This window comes from Bradyrhizobium sp. USDA 4532, from assembly GCF_024171315.1.
In the GTDB taxonomy this organism is placed as follows: domain Bacteria; phylum Pseudomonadota; class Alphaproteobacteria; order Rhizobiales; family Xanthobacteraceae; genus Bradyrhizobium; species Bradyrhizobium australafricanum.
In genome coordinates, this window is the sequence record NZ_JALJZN010000001.1 from 3,278,969 (window position 1) to 3,302,477 (window position 23,509).

General features: G+C 64.8%; 18 protein-coding genes. 9 read left to right on the forward strand and 9 right to left on the reverse strand.

The annotated features are described in order from the left end of the window. Positions 1 to 8: 8 nt before the first annotated feature. The 7 genes from J2R76_RS15575 to J2R76_RS15605 all read right to left on the reverse strand — a co-directional run bounded on the left by J2R76_RS15575 (position 9) and on the right by J2R76_RS15605 (position 7,761). A complete protein-coding gene (locus tag J2R76_RS15575; RefSeq protein ID WP_057017556.1) occupies positions 9 to 713 on the reverse strand; it encodes an ABC transporter ATP-binding protein in 705 nt (234 codons plus the stop codon). Further along, positions 710 to 1,501: an ABC transporter ATP-binding protein gene (locus tag J2R76_RS15580; protein WP_016842451.1), complete on the reverse strand. Its 792-nt coding sequence runs from the start codon at positions 1,499 to 1,501 to the stop codon at positions 710 to 712. Before J2R76_RS15580 ends, J2R76_RS15575 begins: the two co-directional genes overlap by 4 nt. Beyond that, positions 1,498 to 3,387 carry an ABC transporter permease gene (locus tag J2R76_RS15585; protein ID WP_253624122.1) on the reverse strand — a complete coding sequence of 630 codons (1,890 nt, stop codon included), beginning with the start codon at positions 3,385 to 3,387 and terminating at the stop codon, positions 1,498 to 1,500. Before J2R76_RS15585 ends, J2R76_RS15580 begins: the two co-directional genes overlap by 4 nt. A gap of 176 nt (positions 3,388 to 3,563) precedes the next feature. Continuing rightward, a complete protein-coding gene (locus tag J2R76_RS15590) occupies positions 3,564 to 4,778 on the reverse strand; it encodes an ABC transporter substrate-binding protein (RefSeq protein ID WP_253624123.1) in 1,215 nt (404 codons plus the stop codon). Between the two features lie 28 nt (positions 4,779 to 4,806). Further along, positions 4,807 to 5,391 (reverse strand): amino acid synthesis family protein, encoded by a 585-nt coding sequence (locus J2R76_RS15595; RefSeq protein WP_057017559.1) that lies wholly within the window; start codon positions 5,389 to 5,391, stop codon positions 4,807 to 4,809. A 16-nt stretch (positions 5,392 to 5,407) separates the two neighbouring features. Beyond that, positions 5,408 to 6,316: a UPF0280 family protein gene (locus tag J2R76_RS15600; RefSeq protein ID WP_057017560.1), complete on the reverse strand. Its 909-nt coding sequence runs from the start codon at positions 6,314 to 6,316 to the stop codon at positions 5,408 to 5,410. Beyond that, positions 6,313 to 7,761: a 6-hydroxynicotinate reductase gene (locus J2R76_RS15605; protein ID WP_253624124.1), complete on the reverse strand. Its 1,449-nt coding sequence runs from the start codon at positions 7,759 to 7,761 to the stop codon at positions 6,313 to 6,315. The genes J2R76_RS15600 and J2R76_RS15605 overlap by 4 nt, the downstream gene beginning before the upstream one ends. 275 nt (positions 7,762 to 8,036) lie before the next feature. On the opposite strand from J2R76_RS15605, the gene J2R76_RS15610 reads away from it, so the two are divergent. From J2R76_RS15610 to J2R76_RS15650, 9 genes are all read left to right on the forward strand, one after another. Next, on the forward strand, positions 8,037 to 8,504 hold the full coding sequence (locus tag J2R76_RS15610; protein WP_253624125.1) for a (2Fe-2S)-binding protein: 468 nt from the start codon (positions 8,037 to 8,039) through the stop codon (positions 8,502 to 8,504). Then, the gene (locus tag J2R76_RS15615) at positions 8,504 to 12,046 is read left to right on the forward strand and encodes a molybdopterin cofactor-binding domain-containing protein (RefSeq protein ID WP_253624126.1); all 3,543 of its coding nucleotides are present in this window, start codon (positions 8,504 to 8,506) and stop codon (positions 12,044 to 12,046) included. Before J2R76_RS15610 ends, J2R76_RS15615 begins: the two co-directional genes overlap by 1 nt. Before the next feature lie 61 nt (positions 12,047 to 12,107). Beyond that, positions 12,108 to 13,412: a nicotinate phosphoribosyltransferase gene (gene pncB / locus J2R76_RS15620; RefSeq protein ID WP_253624127.1), complete on the forward strand. Its 1,305-nt coding sequence runs from the start codon at positions 12,108 to 12,110 to the stop codon at positions 13,410 to 13,412. Between the two features lie 108 nt (positions 13,413 to 13,520). Beyond that, on the forward strand, positions 13,521 to 14,816 hold the full coding sequence (locus J2R76_RS15625) for an O-acetylhomoserine aminocarboxypropyltransferase (protein ID WP_253624128.1): 1,296 nt from the start codon (positions 13,521 to 13,523) through the stop codon (positions 14,814 to 14,816). 5 nt (positions 14,817 to 14,821) lie between these two features. Further along, positions 14,822 to 15,601 carry an alpha/beta fold hydrolase gene (locus tag J2R76_RS15630; RefSeq protein WP_253624129.1) on the forward strand — a complete coding sequence of 260 codons (780 nt, stop codon included), beginning with the start codon at positions 14,822 to 14,824 and terminating at the stop codon, positions 15,599 to 15,601. Positions 15,602 to 16,389: 788 nt separating this feature from the next. After that, positions 16,390 to 17,370 carry a helix-turn-helix domain-containing protein gene (locus J2R76_RS15635; protein WP_253624130.1) on the forward strand — a complete coding sequence of 327 codons (981 nt, stop codon included), beginning with the start codon at positions 16,390 to 16,392 and terminating at the stop codon, positions 17,368 to 17,370. A 55-nt stretch (positions 17,371 to 17,425) separates the two neighbouring features. Beyond that, positions 17,426 to 18,400, forward strand: coding sequence for a helix-turn-helix domain-containing protein (locus tag J2R76_RS15640; protein ID WP_253624131.1), 975 nt, complete (start codon positions 17,426 to 17,428; stop codon positions 18,398 to 18,400). Positions 18,401 to 18,601: 201 nt separating this feature from the next. Continuing rightward, positions 18,602 to 20,029: a DUF1254 domain-containing protein gene (locus J2R76_RS15645; protein WP_253626007.1), complete on the forward strand. Its 1,428-nt coding sequence runs from the start codon at positions 18,602 to 18,604 to the stop codon at positions 20,027 to 20,029. Between the two features lie 58 nt (positions 20,030 to 20,087). After that, positions 20,088 to 21,629, forward strand: a complete 1,542-nt coding sequence (locus J2R76_RS15650; RefSeq protein WP_253624132.1) for a DUF1254 domain-containing protein — start codon at positions 20,088 to 20,090, stop codon at positions 21,627 to 21,629. Between the two features lie 149 nt (positions 21,630 to 21,778). Here J2R76_RS15650 and J2R76_RS15655 read toward each other — a convergent pair whose 3' ends face one another. After that, positions 21,779 to 22,801 (reverse strand): S1C family serine protease, encoded by a 1,023-nt coding sequence (locus J2R76_RS15655; protein ID WP_253624133.1) that lies wholly within the window; start codon positions 22,799 to 22,801, stop codon positions 21,779 to 21,781. 258 nt (positions 22,802 to 23,059) lie between these two features. Then, positions 23,060 to 23,509, reverse strand: a complete 450-nt coding sequence (locus tag J2R76_RS15660) for a hypothetical protein (RefSeq protein WP_057017567.1) — start codon at positions 23,507 to 23,509, stop codon at positions 23,060 to 23,062.

The window sequence follows — 23,509 nt, forward strand, 5'->3', positions numbered from 1 at the left end:
CTCCGCCCTTACAGCGACAGATGCGCGTCCCGGATATCCGGACGCGCATCGAGCTCCGCCATGGTGCCGCCGAAACAGATCCGGCCGCGCTCGATGATATAGGCGCGATCCGAGATCAGCCGGGCGAAATGCAAATTCTGCTCGGAGACGACGATGCTAACGCCCTCTTTCTTCATCGCCAGGATCGCATCGACCATCTGCTCGACGATTTTCGGCGACAGCCCCTCCGAGGGCTCATCGAGCAGCACCAGCGACGGATTGCCCATCAGCGTGCGCGCGATCGTCAGCATCTGCTGCTCGCCGCCGCTCATGCGTCCGCCGGGCCGGCCGCGCATCTCGCCGAGGTTCGGGAACAGCTTGAACAGTTTTTCGCGATCCCATTGCGGCGCGCCTGCCCGCTTCGGCTGACGGCCGACCTCAAGATTCTCCTCGACCGTCAAATCCGTGAAGATGCGCCGCTCCTCCGGGACATAGCCGAGCCCGCCCCGCACGATCGCATGCGTCGGCAAATCGGAGACGTCCCGGCCCTCGAACATCACGCGGCCGGAGCGGTTCGCGACCAGGCCGACGATGGAGCGGAACGTGGTCGATTTGCCGGCGCCGTTGCGCCCGAGCAAGGCGACCACCTCGCCCTCGCCGACCTCGAGTGCGATGTCGAACAGGATATGCGCCGGGCCGTAGAAGCTGTTGAGATCCTTTACCGTCAGCTTCATGCCGATGCTCCCTCGCGGTGCCGCGCATCGTAGACGAGGCCCTCGCCGAGATAGATCGCCCGCACCTGGGCATTGCCGCGCACCTCTTCGGGCGAACCTTCGGCGATCAGGCTGCCGCGGTTCAGCACCAGGATGCGGTCGGCATGCTCGAACACCACGTCCATGTCGTGCTCGGTGAACAGCACGCCGATCGACTGCTCGCGCGCGATCCGCGCCGTCAGCCGCATCAGCTCGACGCGCTCGCGCGGCGCCATGCCGGCGGTCGGCTCGTCCATCAGGAGCAGCTTCGGCTGGTTGGCGAGCGCGATCGCAAGCTCGAGCCGCTTGACGTCGCCATAGGCGAGCTCGCCGCAGGGCCGCTCCGCATAGGCACCCATGCCGACCAGATCGAGCAGCCGCCCGGCCTCGTCGCGGGCGTGGCGGGCGGTGGAGGCCCACAGGTTGAACAATTGCCCGCCATGCGAGACCAGCGCGACCTGCACGTTTTCGCGTACCGTCATGGTGGGGAATGTCGCCGCGATCTGGAAGGTGCGGCCGACGCCCATGCGCCAGATCACGCGCGGCTTCTTGCCCGTGGTCTCCGCGCCCAGCACGCGAATGCGGCCGCTGTCGGGAATATTCTGGCCGTTGAGCATGTCGAAGCAGGTGCTCTTGCCCGCGCCGTTCGGCCCGATCAGCGCCAAAATCTCGCCGGCACGCAGTTCGAAGGAGACGCCGCGCACGGCATGCACGCCGCCATAGGATTTGGTCAGCCCCTCGACCGACAGCAATGTGGGAACCATGCTCATTCGGCGCTCTCGATGCGGGAGGTCAGCAAGGGCGATACCGACGACGAGGATTTGCGCCGGCGATGCATGAAGGCTTCCAGCGTGCCGACGATGCCCTTCGGGAACGCGACCACGATCAGCACCACGAACGCGCCGAGCACGAGTTTTGACCAATCGGTCTGGCTGACCAGCCAGATGTTGAGCGCCTTGTAGACGATGGCGCCGACCACCGCGCCCGACACCGTCTCGACACCGCCGAGCAGCACCATGACCAGCGCATCGACCGACAGCGAGATGCCCATATTGTCGGGGAACACGCTGCCCTTGAGATAGGCGAACAGCGCGCCGGCAAGGCCGGCGACCGTGCCCGCAATGACGAAGGCGGTCCACTGGATGCGCTTGCCGTCGATGCCGATGGCTTCGCTGCGCAGCGGCGAATCGCGCGTCGCGCGCAGCGCGAAGCCGAACGGCGAGAACACGATGATGCGGAGGATCACCACCGCGAGCGCGGCGATGCCGAGCGACAGCCAGTAGAAATGCGACGGGCTCGCCGCCCAGCTCGCAGGCCAGACCCCGAGGATGCCGTTGTCGCCGCCGGTGACCGACACCCACTGGAACGCGATCGACCAGACGATCTGGGCAAAGGCCAGGGTCAGCATCGCGAAATAGACCCCGGCGAGCTGCACCGCGAAGAAGCCGAATACGGCGGCGCCGAGGAGCCCGAGCAGCGGCCCGAGCAGCAGGCAGGCAATCATCGGCAGGCCGGCCATCTTGGCGAGCAGCGCCACGCCATAGGCGCCGAGGCCGAAATAGGCGGCGTGGCCGAACGAGGCGAGCCCGCCGACCGACATCAGGAAGTGCAGGCTGACCGCGAAGATCACGAAGATCGCGATCTCCGAGCCGACCGTGAGCAAATAATTGCCGGCGACGAACGGCAGCGCGGCGGCGAGGACCAGCACGGCAATCGCGGCGAACCGCTCGTTCATCGTCAGCGGACGCCACGGATTGACGGTCAGCCCCGGCGTGCGCCGTGCCAGTGCCTCCGGCTTGCCGAACAGCCCCCACGGCCGGACGATCAGCACCACCGCCATCACCAGGAACACCAGGATGATGGAGATCTTCGGGAAGATCAGGATGCCGAAGGCGTTGAGCTCCGAGACCAGCACCGCCGCGACGAAGGCGCCGATGATGCTGCCGAGGCCGCCGATCACGACCACGACGAAGACCTCGACGATGACGCGCAGATCCATCGCGTGATTGACCGCATCGCGCGGAATCTGCAGCGCGCCGCCGAGCGCGGCGAGGAAGACGCCGAGCGCGAACACGCTGGTGAACAGCCATTTCTGATTGACGCCGAGCGCAGCCACCATGTCGCGGTCCTGCGTCGCCGCGCGCACCAGCACGCCCCAGCGGGTGCGCTGGAACAACAGCCAGAGCACGCCGAGCACGACCGGCCCGAGCACGATCAGGAACAGGTCATAGCTCGGAATATTCTGGCCGAAGAAATCGATCGCGCCCTTGAAGCCGGGCGCGCGGCGGCCGACCAGATCGTCCGGCCCCCAGATCAGCACCACGAGGTCCTCGACCATCAGCGTCAGGCCGAAGGTGGCGAGCAACTGGAACAGCTCCGGCGAATGATAGATCCGGCGCAGCAGCACCATCTCGACCAGCACGCCGATCGCAGCAACCGCCAGCGCGGCAACGACGATGCCGCCCCAGAAGCCGAGCGCACCGGAAAAGCGCTCGGTCAGGGTAAAGGCGACATAGGCGCCGAGCATGTAGAACGCGCCATGCGCGAAGTTCACGATCCGCGTCACGCCGAAGATGATCGACAGACCCGAAGCGACCAGGAACAGCGACGCCGCGCTGGCAAGACCGGTCAGGAACTGGACGACGTAGAAAGCCATGGGCGGTCCGCGTTGGAGTTTCCGTTCACCTCGCCCCGCCCCGCCTGCGGGGAGAGGTCGAATTCAAGCGCCAGCTTGAATTCGGGTGAGGGGGACTCTCCGCGCGCTCGTTCGCGGAAATAGCCCCTCACCCCAACCCTCTCCCCGTAAGAACGGGGAGAGGGAGAAGAAAAAAATCAATCCTTCGGCCGCAGCTTCTCGATCTCGGCATCGCTGGGCAGATAGTCCGAGCCCTTGCGATAGGCGGTGTCGACCATGATGCCCTTGCCGTCCTTCAGCGCGGTCTTGCCGGTGAAGGCGCCCAGCGTCGACTGGTGATCGATCTTGCGGAAGGTGATCTCGCCGAACGGCGACGGCATCGAGATGCCTTCCGCCGCCGCGATCAGCTTCTCCGGATCGCTCGAGCCGGCCTTGGCGAGGATCGCCGCCGCCGCCTTGATGGTCTGGTAGCCGACGATCGAACCGAGCCGCGGATAGTCGTTGTACTTGGCCTGGTAGGCCTTCAGGAACGCGTCATGCTCAGCCGTCTTGATCGCGTACCAGGGATAGCCGGTGACGATCCAGCCTTCCGGCGTCTCGTCCTTGAGCGGATCGAGGTATTCCGGCTCGCCGGTCAGGAAGCTCACCACGGTGCGGCCCTTGAACAGGCCGCGGGTGTTGCCTTCGCGCACGAGCTTGACGAGGTCGGCGCCGAAGGTGACGTTGAGGATCGCTTCCGGGTTCGCCGCGGCAACCGCCTGCACCACTGGGCCGGCGTCGATCTTGCCCTGTGGCGGCCACTGCTCGTCGACCCACTGGATGTCGGGCCGTTTCGCCGACATCAGCTTCTTGAACACCGCGACCGCCGACTGGCCGTATTCATAGTTCGGCGCGATCGTCGCCCAGCGTTTTGCAGGCAGTTTTGCGGCTTCTTCCACCAGCATTGCCGCCTGCATGTAGTTCGACGGACGCAGGCGGAACGTGTAGCGGTTGCCTTTCGACCACGTGATCGCGTCGGTCAAAGGCTCAGCCGCAAGGAAAAACACCTTCTTCTGGTTGGCGAAGTCAGAAACCGCAAGGCCGATATTGGAGAGGAACGTGCCGGTGAGCATCGCGACGTTCTCGCTCGACACCAGCTCGTTCGCCGCGGTCTGCGCATCCGCCGGCTTGCCGCCGTCGTCCTTGGAAACGACAACGAGCTTCTTGCCGCCAATGCCGCCGGCGGCATTGATCTCTTCCACCGCGAGCTGCCAGCCCTTGCGATAGGGCTCGGTGAACGCCGGCAGCAGCGAGTAACTGTTGATCTCGCCGACCTTGATTTCGCTCTGCGCCAAGGCCTGCGTTGTCATGGCGCTCGTTGCCATGGTCGCGACCGCGATCGCCAATCCCGCCCCTACGAAATAACCACGCATCCCGTCCTCCAGTTTTTCTTCAAAGAGATTATCGCAATCCGTCTTCGCCCTTGATCTCGCCGACCGTCAGCCCGCCGACGCGCGGCAGCGGCCGTCCGCTGTCGGTTACCGCGACCGCGACCATGATCTCGTTGGCCCGCGGCGCGTCGTTGATCTGCACTTCCATGCCGTCGAAATGGCTGCGCACGAAAGCCGCGTCCTTGTGCCCGAGCGGAATATCCAGCGTGGTGCCGGGCCCCGAGCGCTTCTTCGACGACGGGATCAGCGCCGCGCCCTTCGACAGCACCTTGCGCACCGGCGCGCCCATCTTCGGATGCAGGATCGCCGCCGCATGCTCGAGCTCGCCATTCTCACCGACGGCGGCGGCCTTGCCGTAGCTGTGCGCCTTGGCGCCCTCGATGCCGAGCGCGGCGACGGCCCGCTTCGAGAGCAGTTCGCCGAGTTCCTCGCCGATCGCGATCAGCGGCGACAGATCCTCGACATAGCGGCCGGCAAAGGGGTTCTCGATCACGGCGATGGCGGCGGCACGCCTTGTCGGCGGTGCGATGGTCTTGCCCATCTCCAGATGGGTCTCCTCGACCACTGTGACGATCTTGCGAATGACGGCGCTCATCTTCCCTCGCTTCCAGTCATGCCCGCAGCATGTGTTCTATCGTTTGTCCCTGAAACGCGTGCGACGCCGGCGCCCCAATCCCAGTTGCACCGACAAGCCGCGTTTCGCCCAGTAGACGCAATGCCGCGCCCTCGATCAATCCCGACATCAGGAGGTCGCGCGCCCGCGTCGCCCCCACCTCGAGCGCCTGCTCAACCTCGTGTTCCGCCAGCCGCCCGACATCGCGGGTCACCAGCCGCGCGCCGAGGTCGCTGTCGGGCTGCAGCTCGCTCGCCGCAACGCGCAGGATCGCGGGATGATTGGGCAGATCGACCGCATTGGCGATCACGGTCGCCGCAGCATCCGCCTGCGACGCCGTCCGCGCCAGCACGGTGACGGCATCGGCAATGCCCAGCGAAAAGCTGCGGCCGTGGCGGCCGCTGGTCGCGATGCCGCGAACCGGCATATCGGCATCGACCGTCATGGTGCGCATCACGCCGCGACGGTCCGGCCGATCCATCAGGCCGACGGTGAATTGTTCGCCGTCGCCGAGATGCAGGGCGATGTCGCCGCCATTGTTGACATAGGCGCGGTCGAGCGGCGTGGCCTCAAGCATCGCGCCGAGGATTTCCTCGGCGACGGAGCCCGCGACCGCCGCCATCGGCGTGATGAAGCAATCGGCGGCAAACGGCGCGACCGCTGCAAGCATCCGCCGCGCGACCACGCCTTTCAGCGTGCACCCGCCCGGAGCGGCTGCGCTGCGCAGTTCGGTCAGTTCCGCGCAGAGTTCGTCAAGCAATCCGGTGAAGCGCGCCGCCGCAGCCTGATAGGCGGTACGAATGTCAGCATCGCCGCCCTTGGCCTCGACAACCAGATCAATCGGACCGTCCTGCAAATGCAGCCGCTTGCCGTCAGGAAGGAGCGCAATTTGCGGGAGCCGCTTCATGCACGCCGCCCCGGAAGATACGGCATCGGCCGGACCTCGGCACTGTCGCGCAGCGACGACAGCGGCCGGACATAGTCCATATGGCCGCCGAGCGCCGCATAATCGGACATTCGCATCGTGAATTCGATTGGCGCTACCAGCGCAGGCGTCGGCACGTAGCCGAAGGCACCGGCCGGCATCTGCGTGACATCGACCATGTAGGTGATGCCGCCGCCGGGCCAGACATAGACCGGCGCACCGCCGCTGGTCACCCGCGTCAGCGCGTCCTTCACCGAGCGCGTCAGCCGCACCGGATTATCGGTGACGCCGGCGCGCAGCGATCCGCCCGCGCCGCCCATGAACAGCACGGTGCACAGCGCCGGCTCGCAATTCTCCTGGATGCGCTCGACCGAAAATTTGAGGTCCGCCGGCATCTCGGTCTCGATCGGCTTCAGCGCCTCGTCGAGCACGTAGTAGGACGCATGCTCGCCGGTGGTCGAGACCATCAGCATGGTGAGCCCGGGCCGCGCCTCCTTCGCATTGAAGGGGCCGAGGATCGACAGCGGATCGGAGATGTTGGTGCCGCCCCATCCGGTGCCGGGATCGGCGACCTGGAAATAGCGGCCGGGCGTCGAGCGCCGTCCCTTCATCTTGATGCCGGTGTCGGCGATGTCGAGCAGCTTGCCGGCCTGGTGTTCGCTGAGCACGCCGGTGATGTGGTCGTCGACCACCACGACCTCATCGACCTTGCCGTGCCATTGCTTGGCGAACATGCCGATGGTCGCCGAGCCGCATCCGACCCGCATGCGCTCTTCTGCCACACCATTGACGATCGGCGGCCGGCCGGCCTGCACCACGACGGTGGCGCCACCGTCGATGGTCAGCTCCACCGCCTTGCAGTTGGAGAGATCCATCAGCGTGTCGCAGGTGACGCGACCTTCCTTCTTGGAGCCGCCGGTCAGATGATGCACCCCGCCGAGCGAGAGCATCTGCGAGCCATATTCGCTGGTCGTGACATGGCCGACCGCCTCACCGTCCGAGCGCACGGTCGCGGTTTCCGGGCCGAGGTAGCGGTCGGTGTCGATCTTCACCTTGACGCCGCAATACGAGAAAATGCCTTCAGTCACCACGGTGACCATGTCGACGCCGTCGACCTCCGACGACACGATGAAGGGCGCCGGCTTGTAGTCCGGATAGGTTGTTCCTGCGCCGATCGCGGTGACGAACAGTTCGGGCTGGCGGACGATCTTGCCGTCCCAGTCGCCGCTCACCTGGAACGGAACCAGCTTGCCGCCATGCGACACGGTGCGCTCCAGCACGACGTGCGGATCGACGCGCACCAGCGTGCCGTCATGATTGGCATAGCGGTCGCAGGCGCCGGCCGCGCCCGGCTTGATGTAACACATCACCGGACAGGCATCGCAGCGGATCTTGTCGCCGGCGGCGACGGTCATTGTGTCAGCCATCGTGACCAAGCCTGGACTTGTGGCGGCGGTCGATCATACTGCGCTTCCGCCTCCCATGCATATCGTTCGTATACGAATGATCCTGCGCGCGAGCCCGTGACCTGTCAAGCGGCCTTTGCAATCAAACCGTGCCCTTCGCGTGCGCACCCTGTTCATAAAGCGGGCACGCGCTGCAGCGCGGCATGCCGCCGCTTGCACGTTTGTATACAAACGTTATCCTCGTCGGCGATCCGACGCTGACGTTGCAGCGCAAACATCAAGGGAGAACCGGGGCAATGCGCCTGACCGTGAACGGCAGGAATCATGATGTCGACGCCGCTCCCGACACCGCATTGCTTCACGTGCTGCGCAACGACCTCGAATTGAACGGGCCGAAATATGGCTGCGGGCTCGGCGAGTGTGGCGCCTGCGCGGTGCTGATCGACGGCGTCGCCGCCCGCGCCTGCGTGATTCCGATCGAGGGCTGCGCCGGACGCAATATCGTCACGCTCGAAGGCCTCGGCAGCCGCGAGCATCCCGATCCGGTGCAGGATGCCTTCATTCGCGAACAGGCCGCGCAGTGCGGCTATTGCCTCAACGGCATGATTATCACCACCAAGGCCTTGCTGACGCGCAATCCCAATCCGTCCGAGCATGAAGTGCTGGAGGCGCTGCGCTACAATCTCTGCCGTTGCGGCGCGCATATCGAGATCATCCGCGCGGCGATGCGCGCGGCCGGTCACGCGCTCGAGGCGCGCGATTGATGGTGGACGCACGGGCTCCCGAGCAACGCCAGCGCGGCTCGCTGTCGGTCGTCCGCCCTGCGGTGCTGGGCGCGGAAGGTGCGTTCGAGACCTTCATCACCATCACGGCCGACGGCACGGTCAATGCCTACAACGGCCATGTGGATCTCGGCACCGGCATCCGCACCGCGCTCGGTCAGATCGTTGCCGAAGAGCTCGACGTCTCCTTTGCCCGCGTCGTCGTGATCCTCGGCGACACCGCCGTGGTGCCGAACCAGGGCCCGACGATCGCAAGCGAAACCATCCAGATCACCGCCGTTCCCCTGCGCAAGGCCGCCGCGCAAGCGCGACACTTCTTGCTCGCACGCGCGGCCGAGCGGCTTGAGCTGCCGGCGAGTAGCCTCGCGATCGAGGACGGCCTGATCCGCGGCCACGACAACCGCAGCGTCAGCTATGGCGAGCTGATCGCGGACGAAACCATCCGGCTCGATCTTGCCGACGACGTTCCGGTCAAGGCCGTGAGCGCCTATTCCGTCGTCGGCAAGTCCGTGCCGCGCGTCGACGTGCTGGCGAAGGCCACCGGCGAGCTTGTCTACGTTCACGATGTGCGCGTGCCCGGCATGCTGCACGGCCGCGTGGTCCGCCCCCCTTACGCCGGCGTCGATGCCGGCCCGTTCGTCGGCACCAGCCTGATTGCGGTCGATGAAGCTTCGGTGCGCGATATTCCAGGCCTCGTCGCGGTGGTGCGGATCGGCGATTTCGTCGGCGTCGTTGCCGAGCGCGAGGAGAATGCGATCAAGGCCGCCGCGCAGCTCAAGGTGAGCTGGAAGCCGGGACCGGCGCTGACCGATCTTGCCGACGTGGAGAAGGCGCTGCGCGCCAATCCCTCGACGCCGCGCCAGCTGATCGACAAGGGCGACGTCGACGCCGCGCTCAAGGCCGCCGCCAAGCCGATGCAGCGGACTTATCTCTGGCCCTACCAGATGCACGGCTCGATCGGCCCGTCGTGCGCGGTCTCCGATTACAGCGAGGGCGCGATCCGGGTCTGGTCCGGCACCCAGAACCCGCACATCCTGCGCGGCGACCTGGCGCTGCTGATCCAGCGGCCGGAGTCCGAGATCGACGTGATCCGGATGGAGGTCGCCGGCTGCTACGGCCGCAACTGCGCCGACGATGTCTCTGCCGATGCATTGCTGCTGTCGCGCGCGGTCGGCCGCCCGGTGCGCGTGCAGCTCACCCGCGAGCAGGAGCATGCCTGGGAGCCGAAGGGCACCGCGCAGCTGATGGACGTCAATGGCGGGCTCAACGCCGACGGCAGCGTCGCCGCTTACGATTTTGCCACGCGCTATCCCTCGAACGGCGCGCCGACATTGGCACTGCTGCTCACAGGGCGGATCGCGCCTGAAGCCGCGGTGTTCGAGATGGGCGACCGCACCGCGATCCCGCCCTACGACTACGAGAACATGCGCGTGATCGCCAACGACATGCCGCCGATCGTGCGCGCGTCATGGTTTCGCGGCGTCTCGGCGCTGCCGAACACCTTTGCGCATGAATCCTACATCGACGAGCTTGCGGCGGAGGCGAAGGTCGATCCGATCGAGTACCGGCTGCGCTATCTGAAGGACCAACGCGCGATCGATCTCGTCAATGCCGTTGCCGAGCGCGCCGGCTGGACGCCGCGCCCGGTGTGGAAAGAACCCGAGGCGGACGGCGATATCGTGCGCGGCCGCGGCTTTGCTTATGCGCTGTACGTGCACAGCAAGTTTCCCGGTTACGGCGCAGCATGGTCGGCGTGGATCGCCGATGTCGCCGTCAACAAGGCGACCGGCGATGTCAGCGTGACCCGCGTCGTCGCCGGCCAGGATTCCGGATTGATGATCAATCCGGATGGCGTGCGGCACCAGATCGAAGGCAACGTGATCCAGTCGACCAGCCGCGCGCTGATGGAGGAAGTGTCCTTCGAGCGCGGCGCGGTGGCGGCGCGGGAATGGGGCGCCTACCCCATCATCAAGTTTCCTGAGCTGCCGAAGATCGATGTGTTGATGCTGCCGCGGCAGGATCAACCACCGCTCGGCGTCGGCGAGTCCGCTTCGGTGCCGAGTGCCGCCGCGATCGCCAACGCGATCTATGACGCGACCGGCGTCCGCTTCCGCGAATTGCCGTTCACACCGGAACGCATTTTGAAGGGATTGCGCGGCGAGCAACCGGTCGCGCCCGCCCCGCTCCCGCCGCCTGCGCAGACGGCCGACCTCAACAGATGGCAGAATCCCTTTGCAAAGCGCGGCGGCGTGCTCGCCGGCATTGCCGCACTCTGCGCAGCGGCGATCGGCATCGGCGCGGCCGTGCTGCCCTGGCGCGCGATCGCGCCGATCGCCCGGCCCGACGCCTCGGTCTATTCCGCTGCGACGATCGCCCGTGGCAAGGAGCTTGCAGCGCTCGGCGCCTGCGCCGTCTGCCATACGTCGGAGCATGGCGTTCCGAACGCCGGCGGTCGGCCGCTGGAGACGCCGTTCGGCACCATCTTCACCACCAACATCACGCCCGACGTCGACACCGGCATCGGCGCCTGGTCCTATCCCGCCTTCGAGCGCGCGATGCGCGAGGGCATCCATCGCGACGGGCGCCATCTCTATCCGGCGTTCCCGTACACGCACTTCGCCAGGACCAGTGATGCCGACCTGCAGGCGCTCTATGCCTATCTGATGGCGCAGACGCCGGTGCACGCCGAGACGCCGGCCAACGCGCTCGCCTTTCCGTTCAATTTGCGTCCGCTGCTTGCCGGATGGAATGCGCTGTTCCATCGGCCCAACACGTTCCAAGGTGATCCCACTAAATCGGAAGTGTGGAATCGCGGCGCCTATCTGATCGAAGGGTTCGGCCATTGCAGCGCCTGCCACTCGCCGCGCAATGCGCTCGGCGCCGAACGGCAGCGCGCCTATCTCGCTGGCGGCTTCGCCGAGGGCTGGGAGGCGCCGGCGCTGACGTCGCTGTCGAAGGCGCCGATCCCCTGGAGCGAGGACGAGCTCTACGCCTATTTGCGCACCGGCGAGTCGCGCCTGCACGGCGTTGCCGCAGGGCCGATGGCGCCGGTCGTGCAGGAGCTCGCCGCGCTGCCCGACCAGGACATCCGCGCGATGGCGGTCTACCTCGCCGCGTTCAACGAGGGCACCAATCGGTCGGCGCACGATGCCATGGCCGCCAAGCTCGAAGCCGGCACCGTCGTCACCACCGCCGCCTCGGCCGGAGCGCGGATCTATCAAGGCGCCTGCGCGGTCTGCCATGAGGTCGGCGGCCCGTCGCTGTTCGGCAGCCGGCCGTCGCTGGCGCTGAACAGCAACCTGCACAGCGACGCGCCCGATAACCTGATCCAGGTGATCCTGCACGGCATCGCCAAGCCGGCCGTGACCGATCTGGGCTACATGCCGGCCTTCAACGACAGCATGAGCGACGGCCAGGTCGCCGAGCTTGTCACCTTCCTGCGGCGGCAATTCGCCCCTGATAAGCCGGCCTGGGCCGATGTCGCCGCCACCGTCGGCCGTATACGGCAGACCATAGCGCGCTGACCTGCCATGTTCCGCCCGATACCCACTGGGCGGGCGGCGCCCGGCAGGCTAAGGTTCCCGCATGACCGTGACAGATATCGCGACCCGGACCTACAACCACGGCTGGCGGCTCGACCCGATCGTGCGCAGCCTGCTGGACACCGATTTCTACAAGCTGTTGATGCAGCAGATGATCCGGGAATGCTATCCGGACACCCGCACGACGTTTTCGGTGATCAACCGCTCGACCCATATCCGACTCGCCGAGGTCATCGACGAGGCCGAGCTGCGCGCCCAGCTCGACCACGCCCGCACCATCCGCTTCACCAAGAAGGAGCTGATCTGGCTCGCGGGCAACACGTTCTACGGCAAGACCCAGATGTTCTCGCCCGACTTCATCAACTGGCTGTCGAACTTCCGGCTGCCCGAATACGAGCTGCACAAGGTCGACGGCCAGTACGAGCTGCATTTCCACGGGCCGTGGACCCACACCACGATGTGGGAGATCCCGGCGCTCGCGATCCTCAACGAGCTGCGCTCACGCGCGGCGACCAAGACCTACGGCCGCTTCGCGCTCGATGTTCTCTATGCGCGCGCCAAGGCAAAGCTGTGGGCCAAGGTCGAGCGGCTGCGCAAGCTGGACGGCTTGCGGCTGTCCGATTTCGGCACACGCCGCCGCCATGGCTTCCTCTGGCAGCGGTGGTGCGTCGAGGCGGTGAAGGAAGGCCTCGGCCCCTCCTTCACCGGAACGTCGAACGTGCTGCTCGCGATGGACAACGACCTCGAGGCGATCGGCACCAACGCACATGAGCTGCCGATGGTCGCGGCCGCGCTCGCCAATGACGACGAGGCGCTGCGCTGGGCGCCCTATCGCATCCTCGACCAATGGCGCCACACCTATGGCGGCAACCTCTTGATCGCGCTGCCCGATGCCTTCGGGACAAAACCGTTCCTGCGCGACGCGCCCGATTGGGTCGCCGACTGGACCGGCTTTCGTCCCGACAGCGCGCCGCCGATCACGGCCGGCGAAGAGATCATCAAATGGTGGAAGCAGAAGGGCCGCGATCCCAAGGAGAAGCTGCTGGTGTTCTCCGACGCGATGGATGTCGGCTCGATCGAGGAGACGTTCTACCATTTCAAGGGACGCGTGCGCGTCAGCTTCGGCTGGGGCACCAATCTCACCAACGATTTCGTCGGCTGCGCACCCGACGGCACCGCCGAGCTCGACCCGATCTCGATCGTCTGCAAGGTGACGTCGGTCGACGGACGCCCGGCCGTCAAGCTCTCCGACAATCCGGAGAAGGCGACCGGCATCCCCACAGAGGTCGAGCGCTATCTGCGCGTGTTCGGCAATGTCGGCCGTGTTCGCACCGCAGTTCACGTCTAACAAAGCGTTTTCAAGCGAAGTGGACACCGGTTCGCGTGAAGAAAACGCGTCAAATAAAAGACTCCTCGCCAACCCACCATTCCCATCGACTGACCTGACGAGTTTCGCATGCCCGCACCCAAGCCGCCTGCCTTCGAAACCCTGAGCCTGCACGCCGGCCAGCGCCCCGATCCCGCGACCGGCGCGCGCGCGGTTCCGATCTATCAGACCACGTCCTACGTGTTCCAGGATGCCGATCATGCCGCGGCGCTGTTCAATCTGGAGCGCGCCGGCCACATCTACACCCGCATCTCGAACCCGACGACCGCGGTACTGGAAGAGCGGATCGCCGCGCTCGAATGCGGCGTCGGCGCGATCTGCACCGCCAGCGGCATGGCCGCGATGCATCTTGCGATCGCAACCCTGCTCAATGCCGGCGACCACATCGTCGCCTCCGCCTCGCTCTACGGCGGCACCATCAATCTGCTGGCGCACACGCTGCCGCGGTTCGGCATCACCACGACCTTCGTGAAGCCGCGTGCGCTCGACGAATTCCGTGCCGCGATCAAGCCGAACACCCGGCTCGTGATCGGCGAGACCATCGGCAATCCCGGGCTCGAGGTGCTCGATATCCCGGCGGTCGCGGAGATCGCGCATAATGCGAAGATTCCGCTGCTGATCGACAATACCTTTGCGACGCCCTATCTCAGCCAGCCGATCGAGCTCGGCGCCGACATCGCGATGAACTCGGCGACCAAGTGGATGGGCGGCCACGGCATCGCGATCGGCGGCGTCATCGTCGATGGCGGCCGGTTCGACTGGCGCGCCTCCGGTAAATTCCCGCAGCTCACCGAGCCCTATGCCGGCTATCACGGCATCGTCTTCGACGAGCAGTTCGGCAAGGCCGCCTTCATCATGCGCGCCCGCACCGAGGGCCTGCGCGATTTCGGCGCCTGCCTGTCGCCGACCAACGCCTTCCAGCTGCTGCAGGGCATCGAGACGCTCGGCGTTCGCATGGACCGCCATGTCAGCAACACCCATGCGGTGCTGGACGCCCTCGCCGCGAACAAGGCGGTCGACTGGGTGCTGCATCCGTCGCTTGAGACGCATCCGGATTACGCGCTCGCCAAGAAGCTGTTGCCGCGCGGCGCCGGCTCGATCGTCAGCTTCGGCATCAAGGGCGGCCGCGCCGCCGGCAAGAAGTTCATCGAGTCCTTGAAGCTGATCAGCCATCTCGCCAATGTCGGCGACGTCAAGACGCTGGTGATCCATCCCGCCAGCACCACGCACCAGCAGATGGATGCCGAGCAGCTCAAGGCCGCCGGCATCGGCGAGGAGCTGGTGCGGCTGTCGGTCGGCATCGAAACCGCGCAGGATATCATCGACGATCTCGGCCAGGCGCTGCGCGCCTCGCAAAGGACTTGAGCACCATGCAGCTTTCCGTGAACGGATCAGACACCTTCATCGCGACCGGCGGCAAGCCGTTCGATCCGTCGCTGCCGGCGGTGGTGATGATCCACGGCGCCGGCTTCGATTCCTCGACCTGGGCGCTGCACAGCCGCTGGTTCGCCCATCATGGCTATTCCGTGCTGGCGCCGGATCTGCCGGGCCACGGCCGCTCCGCCGGCAAGCCGCTCCCGACCATCGCCGAGATGGCCGACTGGATCGCGGCGCTGATCACGGCAGCCGGCGCGTCGAAAGCGCGGCTGATCGGCCATTCGATGGGCTCGCTGATCGCGATCGAGACCTCGGCGCGGCATCCCGACAAGGTCTCCGGCCTCGCGCTGATCGGCACCGCCGCGACCATGACGGTTGGCCCCGATCTCCTGAAGGCCGCCGAAGCCAATGACGTCGCGGCGATCGACATGGTCTCGATCTGGGGCCTCGGCTTCAAGGCCGAGCTCGGCGGCAGCCTCGCGCCCGGCCTGTGGATGCACCAGGGCGCGCAGCGGGTGCTGCAGGAGGCGAAGCCGGGCGTGCTGTACAACGACCTCAACGCCTGCAACGCCTACCAGAACGCGCTCACGGCGGCGGCCGCGGTCAAGGTGCCCGCGACCTTCATCCTCGGCGAGCGCGACATGATGACCCCCGCCAAGGCCGGCAAGACGCTCGCCGCCGCGACGCCGAATGCGCGCACCGTGGTGCTGCCAGGTGCCGGCCACATGATGATGGTCGAGCAGCCCGACGAGCTGCTGGCGGCGCTGCAATAGCGCTACCGCGAACTCCACTTCCCTTCTCCCCTCGCGGGAGAAGGTGGCGCGGGCGCAGTCCGCGACGGATGAGACGTCCGCGTCCGCGGATGCAGCCCCCTCGGCCGGCTCCGGTGCTTTCCGTTCGAAGTGCCCTTTGCCGCCCCCACCCCAAAATATCGAAAACAACCCCATGCAAAGGAGCAGGGCGGCCGCCGGCGCGTCGGACAAGCAACTTGACATGTCGGGCAACTCAGCGATATCTTCTATTATTCCGAAATTTCGCCACCGCTGCAACAGCGTACGCGTCCGCCGCAATTGCGGCCGAAAACTCTCACCACCATGCCATTGCAAGGCGACGTGGCGGGTGTAAGCACCCGATCCGTATCTATGACCAATGGCGGGTCGTATTCCCGTGGACCGACGCGGGTCCGAAGGACGTGGAGATCATCGACTATCACTAGACTAGCCAGGACTCATAAATCGAGACGGGGTCGGAACACGCGCGCTGGACGTCTGCTATGGCCCTGACAGGAGCGCGAAAGCGGACATTGCCGTAAGTCCGAGAGGGGCCCAATAGGCGACCTCGCGGTATCTCGGAGATTCTCATGATCGTGAGCTGTCGATTACCCGCTGTAGCGTCTTGCAAGGCGGCCAGCTTGGCACTTCTGTTTGCCCTTGTGCGACAATAAAGCCTCTTCAATTTACGATTGTTCCCCGTAGACGGTGCTAGTTCATCGGGTTATCGTCACATCAGCCGCCGCCCGCTTCGTTTGCAGTTCTTTGCTCCAAGAAAATGGAGGCGCCGAATGGAAGTCGACCATCCTGCCGGAGCATGGTCACGCCTTCCGATATCGAGCATCGAGGACCTCAGCGATGCGGTACGCGGGGCTGGCCTCGAAGCCACGCAAATGTCTACCGGGCGCCTGTCGGGAGTTCTTGCGTTCAGCGAAGTTGATGGAATTGTCTGCAGCAGTGGATCGATCGAGGGGCGGGTCTCGCTGTTCGGGCCGCTGTCGAGCAATTGCATCACCACCGGCGTTGCCATTCGGATCGGAAGCGGCGCGCGTCACTGGCTCAACGAAATCGAAGCAGGCAGTGTCGGCGTTTTCCTGCCGGGCGACGAACACGACGCGCTCTACACGCCCGGATCGCTCTATGCAGCCGTGACCTTGTCCGCAGAGAAGCTGGAGCATGAGGCCGCCGCGGAAGAGCTTGTCCTCGACCGGCACAGTTTGGGTGGGTCCGGCATCCACGCACGTTGCATGGCTCCGGAAGTCCTGGCGGATTTGCGGCACGCTTTCGAAACCGTTCACGGCAGCTCCGATGGCTTCGGCCCTTCAGGCCTTACTAAACATTTGTTGACGACGTTGATTGCGCATCTCGCGCGTCCCCCGCGCCGGGAAAACAGGGGGCGGCATCCCGATTTGCATGGTAAGATCGTCGAGCGGGCGCGGACCTACATTTACGACCACCTCTCCGAGCCCATTTCCATCGATGAACTCGCGGCCGCCGCATACGCGTCGCGACGTACGTTGTTTCGCGCCTTCTCGGATATTCTCGACGACACCCCTCAAAACTACGTTCGGAGGCTGCGCCTCCATCGCATCCGGCATGACCTCGCAAGCGATGCCGAGAAAGCCTGTACAATTGCACTCGTTGCCAATCAGTGGGGCATAGGCGATCTGGGGCGGATGTCCGGCTGGTATCGCGAACTTTTTGGAGAACGGCCGCGCGACACGGTTGCAGGCTCGCGGATAGCTTCCGGAAAATTGGCACAAACCACGTAGAAATCATCCGCCACGCCCCTATCCTTACCGACAAAGTCGGTCCAGGAGCCAGGATTTGTCGGCCGTCGCTCTCGAAACGTGGCATCGCTTCGACATTGCCCGAGTGGACGATCTCAGGAACGCCGTGTTCGATGCCGGGCTTGACGCCGTCCAGATGCCGGGCGCTGGCGTCCGCGGCAGCCTCGCGTTTGCGGCCCGGGATGGCATTATGTTCAGCAGCGGGCTGATCCAGGGCAATGCCGCGATCTGCGGCCCGCTTTCGAAAGACGCGATTACGGTCGGAGTGGGCCTCGAGGTGGGTCCGGGCTCGCTTCTGTGGCTCAACCCGGTGATTGCGGGGAATGTCGTGGTCGTGCTGCCCGGCGACGAATGCGACGTCCTGTTGAGGGGCAATTCGCTCTACGTGACCGCAACCCTCACGGTAAAACAACTGAAAAAGGAGGTCGAACAGGAGAGACTCGCTCTCCGTCGCAACCTGACGAGCAGAACCGGGCTTCACATTGAACCGCTACCGCGTGATGCATTGATCTCGCTGAGGGAGCAGGTCGTAACCGTTCATACACCCGGCGACACTCGGGACAAGAGACTTGGAATTGGGAGGCGAATGCTGCGCACTCTCGTCTGTCACTACGCACAACTGCCCGATATCGGGGACGGCCGCATGCGGCCCGTTGGGCAGGCGCTGATCGTTCACGAAGCCCGTGACTATATCAGGCGGCACCTGACCTCGACGATCTCGGTTGATGACATCGCACGTGCCGCACAAACGTCGCCGCGTACCTTGTTTCGCGCGTTCTCAGAAATCCTGGGAGATACGCCCCGCGATTACATTCGTCGACTACGGTTGCACCGGATCAGGCGCGAATTGCTCTCGAACAGAACGACGACGGTATCGCTTGCTGCGCAAAATTGGGGAATGGCCGGAGACCTCGGGCGACTGTCCAAGAACTATCGGGAATTGTTCGGAGAATTTCCGAGTTCCACGCTTGCGTCCGCTCGTGCGCTGCAGCGCAACGACACACTGGCATGAGTGAGATGGCACGAACTACGTAGATGATTGGCACGAACTACGTAGACCGTTGCCTATCGTGAGCTAGCCTTCTCGCGACACTATCAACTCGCTCACCGTGCGGATAAGCCGGAAATCGGCGATTGTGGAGGATACGAGATGCTGAAACGTTTTGCAGTCGCGCCTGTCGTCCTGTCGACGTTCGTTGGACTCGTCGGATCGATGCCATCGGTTCAAGCGCAACAGGCCGACGCACCTCCCTTGGTCAAGCAGCTTAACAACGGAAACTGGCTTCCGCAGAAGGAAGCCGAAGACCTTCGGGACGAGTTGTTCTATCAGCGCGCCGTCCATTCCTACATGACGATGCTTCCCGTCTTGAACACCATCGGCATGCGCGATGGATCGGAGGCCGTGTTTGGGAAGGGCTATAACATCCTGCCGATCTGGAAGGACCGGATGGACGCGCGCACTTGGGTGCCGACCCCCAACGCCGACGTGATCTATTCCATGAGCTATCTGGATCTGAAGGAGACCGGTCCGCTCGTCGTGGCGGCCCCGGCGAACGTGATCGGCATGTTTACCGATTTCTTCCAGCGCACGATCACCGATGTCGGCCTGATCGGACCGGATCGCGCACGCGGCGGGCTCTATCTGCTGCTCCCGCCGGACTACGAAGGGGAAATTCCGCAGGGCTACTTCGCATTCAAGTCGCGTACCTACAATGTCCTGCTCTTCTTCCGGACCGTCATGAAGAAGGGCGAGAGCGCGCCCGATCCGAAGGCGGCCGTAGCCGCAGCCGAGCAGACGCGGGTCTATCCACTCTGGACTCCAGAGAAGGACGTCAAGCCGATGCAGTTTCCGAACGCGAGCGGCAAGCGGATCGATATGATGTATCCGGTCGACAACAAGTTCTGGAGCAAGCTCAAGGCATTCATCGATCATGAGCCGGCTTCCGCCATCGACCCCGAACTGCGCGGTGTGCTGGCGTCGATCGGTATAGTCAAGGGCCAGCCATTCAATCCAAGTCAGAAACAGCAGGCGTTGTTGCAGAAAGCGGTCGAGACCGCGCCGAAGATGATCCTGGCGATGCGGCAACTCGGTCGGCCGGACGAGCGCGACAAGTATTACAAGGACCGCCAGTACCTGAACACGTGGGCATCCGGCACTGCCGAATGGCTCCAGGACGGCTATCTCGATGTGAACCAGCGCGCGAGCTACTTCCAGATCGCGTTTTCGACGGCGTCCGCGATGGTCATGCGGACGCTCGACGCCGGATCGAAGTATCCGTTCACCATCCGCGATGCGAACGGCGATTTCCTCAACGGCTCGAATACTTACAAGCTCCACCTGCCGCCGAACCCGCCCGCAAAGCTGTTCTGGGCCGTCACCGCCTACAACATCACGGATGGGACGATGGTCGAGACGCCGCAATTGCTGCCGTCGATCAACAGCCTTGGCAAGGTTGCGACCAATAGCGATGGGTCCATTGATGTCTGGTTCGGCCCGACGAAGCCTGCCGAAGCTGCCGATACGAACTTCGTCCAGACGGTCAACGGACGAAACTTCCTCGCCGCAGTGCGTCTTTACGGTACGGGCGTCGAGTTCTTCGACCAGACCTGGAAGCCGGACGACGTCGTGAAGGTGAAGTGATGCGAACCCGCATCCGAACGTGATCCAGCTCAGCCTTTAAACTGAAACGGAGAATGCAATGAAGACCACGATCAATCAATCCGGAGCCAGTCGGCGCGACGCGATCAAGGGCGGCATTGGAGCGGCATCATTGGCCGTGTTGGGGAGCGGCGCCGCCGTTCCTGCTGCGGTCACAAGCGCTGCAGTTGCTGGCTCAATCGCCCCCGCGCAGGCTCAACGCCTGCCCGAGCCAGCGGGGCCGGATGTCACCGAGCCCGCGACTGGCGTCATCATGCAGCCCGACTACGCAAGGACGATTGCGCAGATGGCCTACGTTTGGGGCTGGCCGCTCGTGAACATGATCAACCGGCGCACAGCGATCACGCAGGCTCCGCATCCCGGTCATCTCAACGGCGTGCTGCCCGTTGCGCCGCGCGGCCAGATCGCGATGCTGGCCGATTACATCGAGCCGTCGCAAACCTTCGTCACCTGTCCCAATCAGGACGTGGTCTACGGTCTCGGCTTTTTCTCGCTCGATGAGGAGCCGGTCGTGATCCAGGTGCCAGATCTCGGTGACCGTTTCTGGGTCTACGCGCTGTATGACGCACGCACCGATCAGTTCGGCAAGGTCGGCAAGCCATACGATACCAGACCCGGGTTTTACCTGCTTGCCGGTCCGAACTGGAAGGGCCTCAAGCCGGCCGGCATTACCGAGATCGTCCGCTGCCCGACATCACTCGCCAACGCGATTCCGCGTGTGTTCCAGGATGACACACCCGAGGACAAGAAGGCGATCCAGTCGGTGGTCAACCAGATCGTCGCTTATCCCCTGAAGGACTTCACCGGCAAGATGAAGACGATCGAATGGGCCAAAGTGCCGGATATCCCTGGGCCGAAGTCGAATGGTGAGGAAACCAAATGGGTGGTGCCGGAAAAGTTCTTCGATGAGTTCGGTCAGGCGCTCGACATTGTCGATCCGCTACCCGGTGAAGAGGCCATGTATGGGCAGTTCCGCCTGCTGCTCGACTCCGCGGCCAAGGATCCGGCGCTCAAGAAAGTGCTGATCGATACCGCGAACGAGACGGAAGAGAAGGTCATCAAGCCCTTCTTCCAGTGGAAGCATAACGGCCGGCCGGCCGGCAACGGCTGGAATCGCTCGACCAATAATGCGCAGTTCGGGATCGACTATTTCAACCGGACCGGAACATCTAAATCGAACATGTTCGACAACAGGCCCACAGAGACGCAGTATTTCTACACCGACAGCGACGCTTCTGGAGGAGAGCTCAACGGCGGCGGCAGCTACGAGATCACGTTCCCGAAGGGCGAAGAGCCGCCAGTCAACGGCTTCTGGTCGCTAACGTTGTACAACGACAAGCACCTCTTCCATCCGAACGACCTGAAGCGCTATTCGCTCGGTACCAAGAACAAGAACCTCAAACGCAACGCCGACGGATCGCTCACACTATATGCGAGCGCGAAGTCGCCAGGCGGAGACAAAGAAGCAAATTGGCTGCCCGCGCCGGGTGGACATTTCTCGCTCTATCTCCGCGCCTATTGGGGTAAGGAGGGCATCCTCAACGAGTCCTGGAAGCCGCCGACTATTCGGAAGGGTACTTAAGGCTGACGCGATCGATGAGGTCTACTATCCGCGGAGACAGACCCCTCACCCCGCTTCGCTGCGCGAAGCCACCCTCCCCACATCCGCCTTCGCCAAGGCTACGGCGGACATGGGGGAGACGGTGCAGCTCGCGCGCGGATGGCAATGCCTCACTGCTTCGCCGGCTTCCTCCCGATCGGATGGATCTCGATCGCGCGCAGGCGGCCGAGGCGGAGCACGTCCATCGACAGGGTCCGGTCGATCCGGCTGTGGTCGAGCGCGCGGATCAGATCGTCGACGCCGTTGATCTCGATGCCGTCGAGCCTGATCACGACGTCGCCCGGCAGCAGCGCGGCGCGCGCGGCCGGGCTGTCCGGCTCGATCTGCATCAAGAGCGCGCCCATCTTGTTCTCGACACCGGCCAGCACCGCGTGGCGCCGCGGCACCGGCGCGGTCTGGCCGGCGACGCCGATATAGGCGCGGCGGACATAGCCATGGCGGATGATCTCCGACAGCACGAACTGCGCGGTGTTGCTGGCGACCGCAAAGCAGATGCCCTGCGCGCCGTTGATGATTGCGGTGTTGATGCCGATCACCTCGCCCTTCGACGACACCAGCGGCCCGCCGGAATTGCCGGGGTTGAGCGCGGCATCGGTCTGGATCACGTCCTCGATGGTGCGCCCGCTCACCGAGCGGATCGAACGTCCGAGCGCCGACACCACGCCGGCGGTGACGGTCGATTCGAAGCCGAGCGGATTGCCGATCGCGACCACGAGCTGGCCGCGCCGCAGCGTCTTGGAGTTGCCGAGCGACGCGTAAGGCAGATCGCGCGCGCCATCGGCCCGCAGCAGCGCGAGATCGGTGTCGGGATCGACGCCGAGCACATGGGCGTCGGTGACGAAGCCCTCGGTGTCGCGCAGGCGGATCTCCTTCGACGATCCGACCACATGGCTGTTGGTCAGCACGAAGCCATCGGGCGAGATCACGATGCCCGAGCCGAGCCCGCCGCGCTCGCGCGCGTTGCGCAGCTTCGGCCCGGTCTCGACCCGGACCACGGCCGGGCCGACGCGGTCGGTGACGTCGATCACGGCATTCGAATAGGCATCCAGCAAAGCCCGGTCGTTATCCCGGGCAGCATCGGCCGTTCGCGGTGACGGCGTGTCACCGGCGGTATCTGAGGTAATATCCAGCATGGCGAGAGTCCTTTGGTCTCCTCAGATGGTGACCGGCTCCCCGCGCCGCAAGTGGTTACGCCCTGCACCTGCCCGGATGGCTAGGGCTGCGTCTCTGACGCGCGATTGACTCAGTGTCATTCCGGGGCTCGCGAAGCGAGAACCCGGAATCTCGATGCACGACCTCTGGATTCCCCGATGCGCGATTGCGCATCTGAGGTTCGCGACTTCGTCGCGCCCCGGAATGACGGAATGGACTGTCAAGTCACGGACACAACGCTAGGTCGCCCGCCGCAGCGTGCCGCCGCGCGCCCTGACCGGATCGAGCAGCGACCAGTCGCCCTCCGGCAGCACATGGCCTTTCGGGAACGGCGCGCGCAGCTCGAGGCCGAGCGAGCGCAGCACGCGGTCGTCGCGGTAGTAGCATTGCAGCACCACGCGGACGAGCGTCGCCGCGGCAGCACCGCCACGGCTACGAAACTCCCGCGCCACCGCATCGCGCCCGGCATCGTCGAGCTCGGCGAGCGGCTTGCCCGCGAGATCAGCCAGATGATCCAGCGCCTGCGCGACCAGCGCGGTGTCGCGGCCGAGCGTCGCCAGCATGTCGGCCTGGATCGCGGCATCGTCCGCACCCGGCACCTTGTACTCGTCACTTTCGGGAACGATCATCGCGGCGACGGTGCGCAGATCGGCGCGCTGGGCTGCGGTCAGTTGTTTTGCATCGGACAT

Bases quoted from the DNA above. Each gene is read 5' to 3' on its own strand.
- J2R76_RS15605 (WP_253624124.1), bottom strand. From the start codon at position 7,761: ATGGCTGACACAATGACCGTCGCCGCCGGCGACAAGATCCGCTGCGAT.
- J2R76_RS15610 (WP_253624125.1), top strand. From the start codon at position 8,037: ATGCGCCTGACCGTGAACGGCAGGAATCATGATGTCGACGCCGCTCCC.
- J2R76_RS15660 (WP_057017567.1), bottom strand. From the start codon at position 23,509: ATGTCCGATGCAAAACAACTGACCGCAGCCCAGCGCGCCGATCTGCGC.
- J2R76_RS15590 (WP_253624123.1), bottom strand. From the start codon at position 4,778: ATGCGTGGTTATTTCGTAGGGGCGGGATTGGCGATCGCGGTCGCGACC.
- J2R76_RS15635 (WP_253624130.1), top strand. From the start codon at position 16,390: ATGGAAGTCGACCATCCTGCCGGAGCATGGTCACGCCTTCCGATATCG.
- J2R76_RS15575 (WP_057017556.1), bottom strand. From the start codon at position 713: ATGAAGCTGACGGTAAAGGATCTCAACAGCTTCTACGGCCCGGCGCAT.
- J2R76_RS15615 (WP_253624126.1), top strand. From the start codon at position 8,504: ATGGTGGACGCACGGGCTCCCGAGCAACGCCAGCGCGGCTCGCTGTCG.
- J2R76_RS15600 (WP_057017560.1), bottom strand. From the start codon at position 6,316: ATGAAGCGGCTCCCGCAAATTGCGCTCCTTCCTGACGGCAAGCGGCTG.
- J2R76_RS15630 (WP_253624129.1), top strand. From the start codon at position 14,822: ATGCAGCTTTCCGTGAACGGATCAGACACCTTCATCGCGACCGGCGGC.
- pncB (WP_253624127.1), top strand. From the start codon at position 12,108: ATGACCGTGACAGATATCGCGACCCGGACCTACAACCACGGCTGGCGG.
- J2R76_RS15595 (WP_057017559.1), bottom strand. From the start codon at position 5,391: ATGAGCGCCGTCATTCGCAAGATCGTCACAGTGGTCGAGGAGACCCAT.
- J2R76_RS15580 (WP_016842451.1), bottom strand. From the start codon at position 1,501: ATGAGCATGGTTCCCACATTGCTGTCGGTCGAGGGGCTGACCAAATCC.
- J2R76_RS15650 (WP_253624132.1), top strand. From the start codon at position 20,088: ATGAAGACCACGATCAATCAATCCGGAGCCAGTCGGCGCGACGCGATC.
- J2R76_RS15645 (WP_253626007.1), top strand. From the start codon at position 18,602: ATGCCATCGGTTCAAGCGCAACAGGCCGACGCACCTCCCTTGGTCAAG.
- J2R76_RS15655 (WP_253624133.1), bottom strand. From the start codon at position 22,801: ATGCTGGATATTACCTCAGATACCGCCGGTGACACGCCGTCACCGCGA.
- J2R76_RS15585 (WP_253624122.1), bottom strand. From the start codon at position 3,387: ATGGCTTTCTACGTCGTCCAGTTCCTGACCGGTCTTGCCAGCGCGGCG.
- J2R76_RS15625 (WP_253624128.1), top strand. From the start codon at position 13,521: ATGCCCGCACCCAAGCCGCCTGCCTTCGAAACCCTGAGCCTGCACGCC.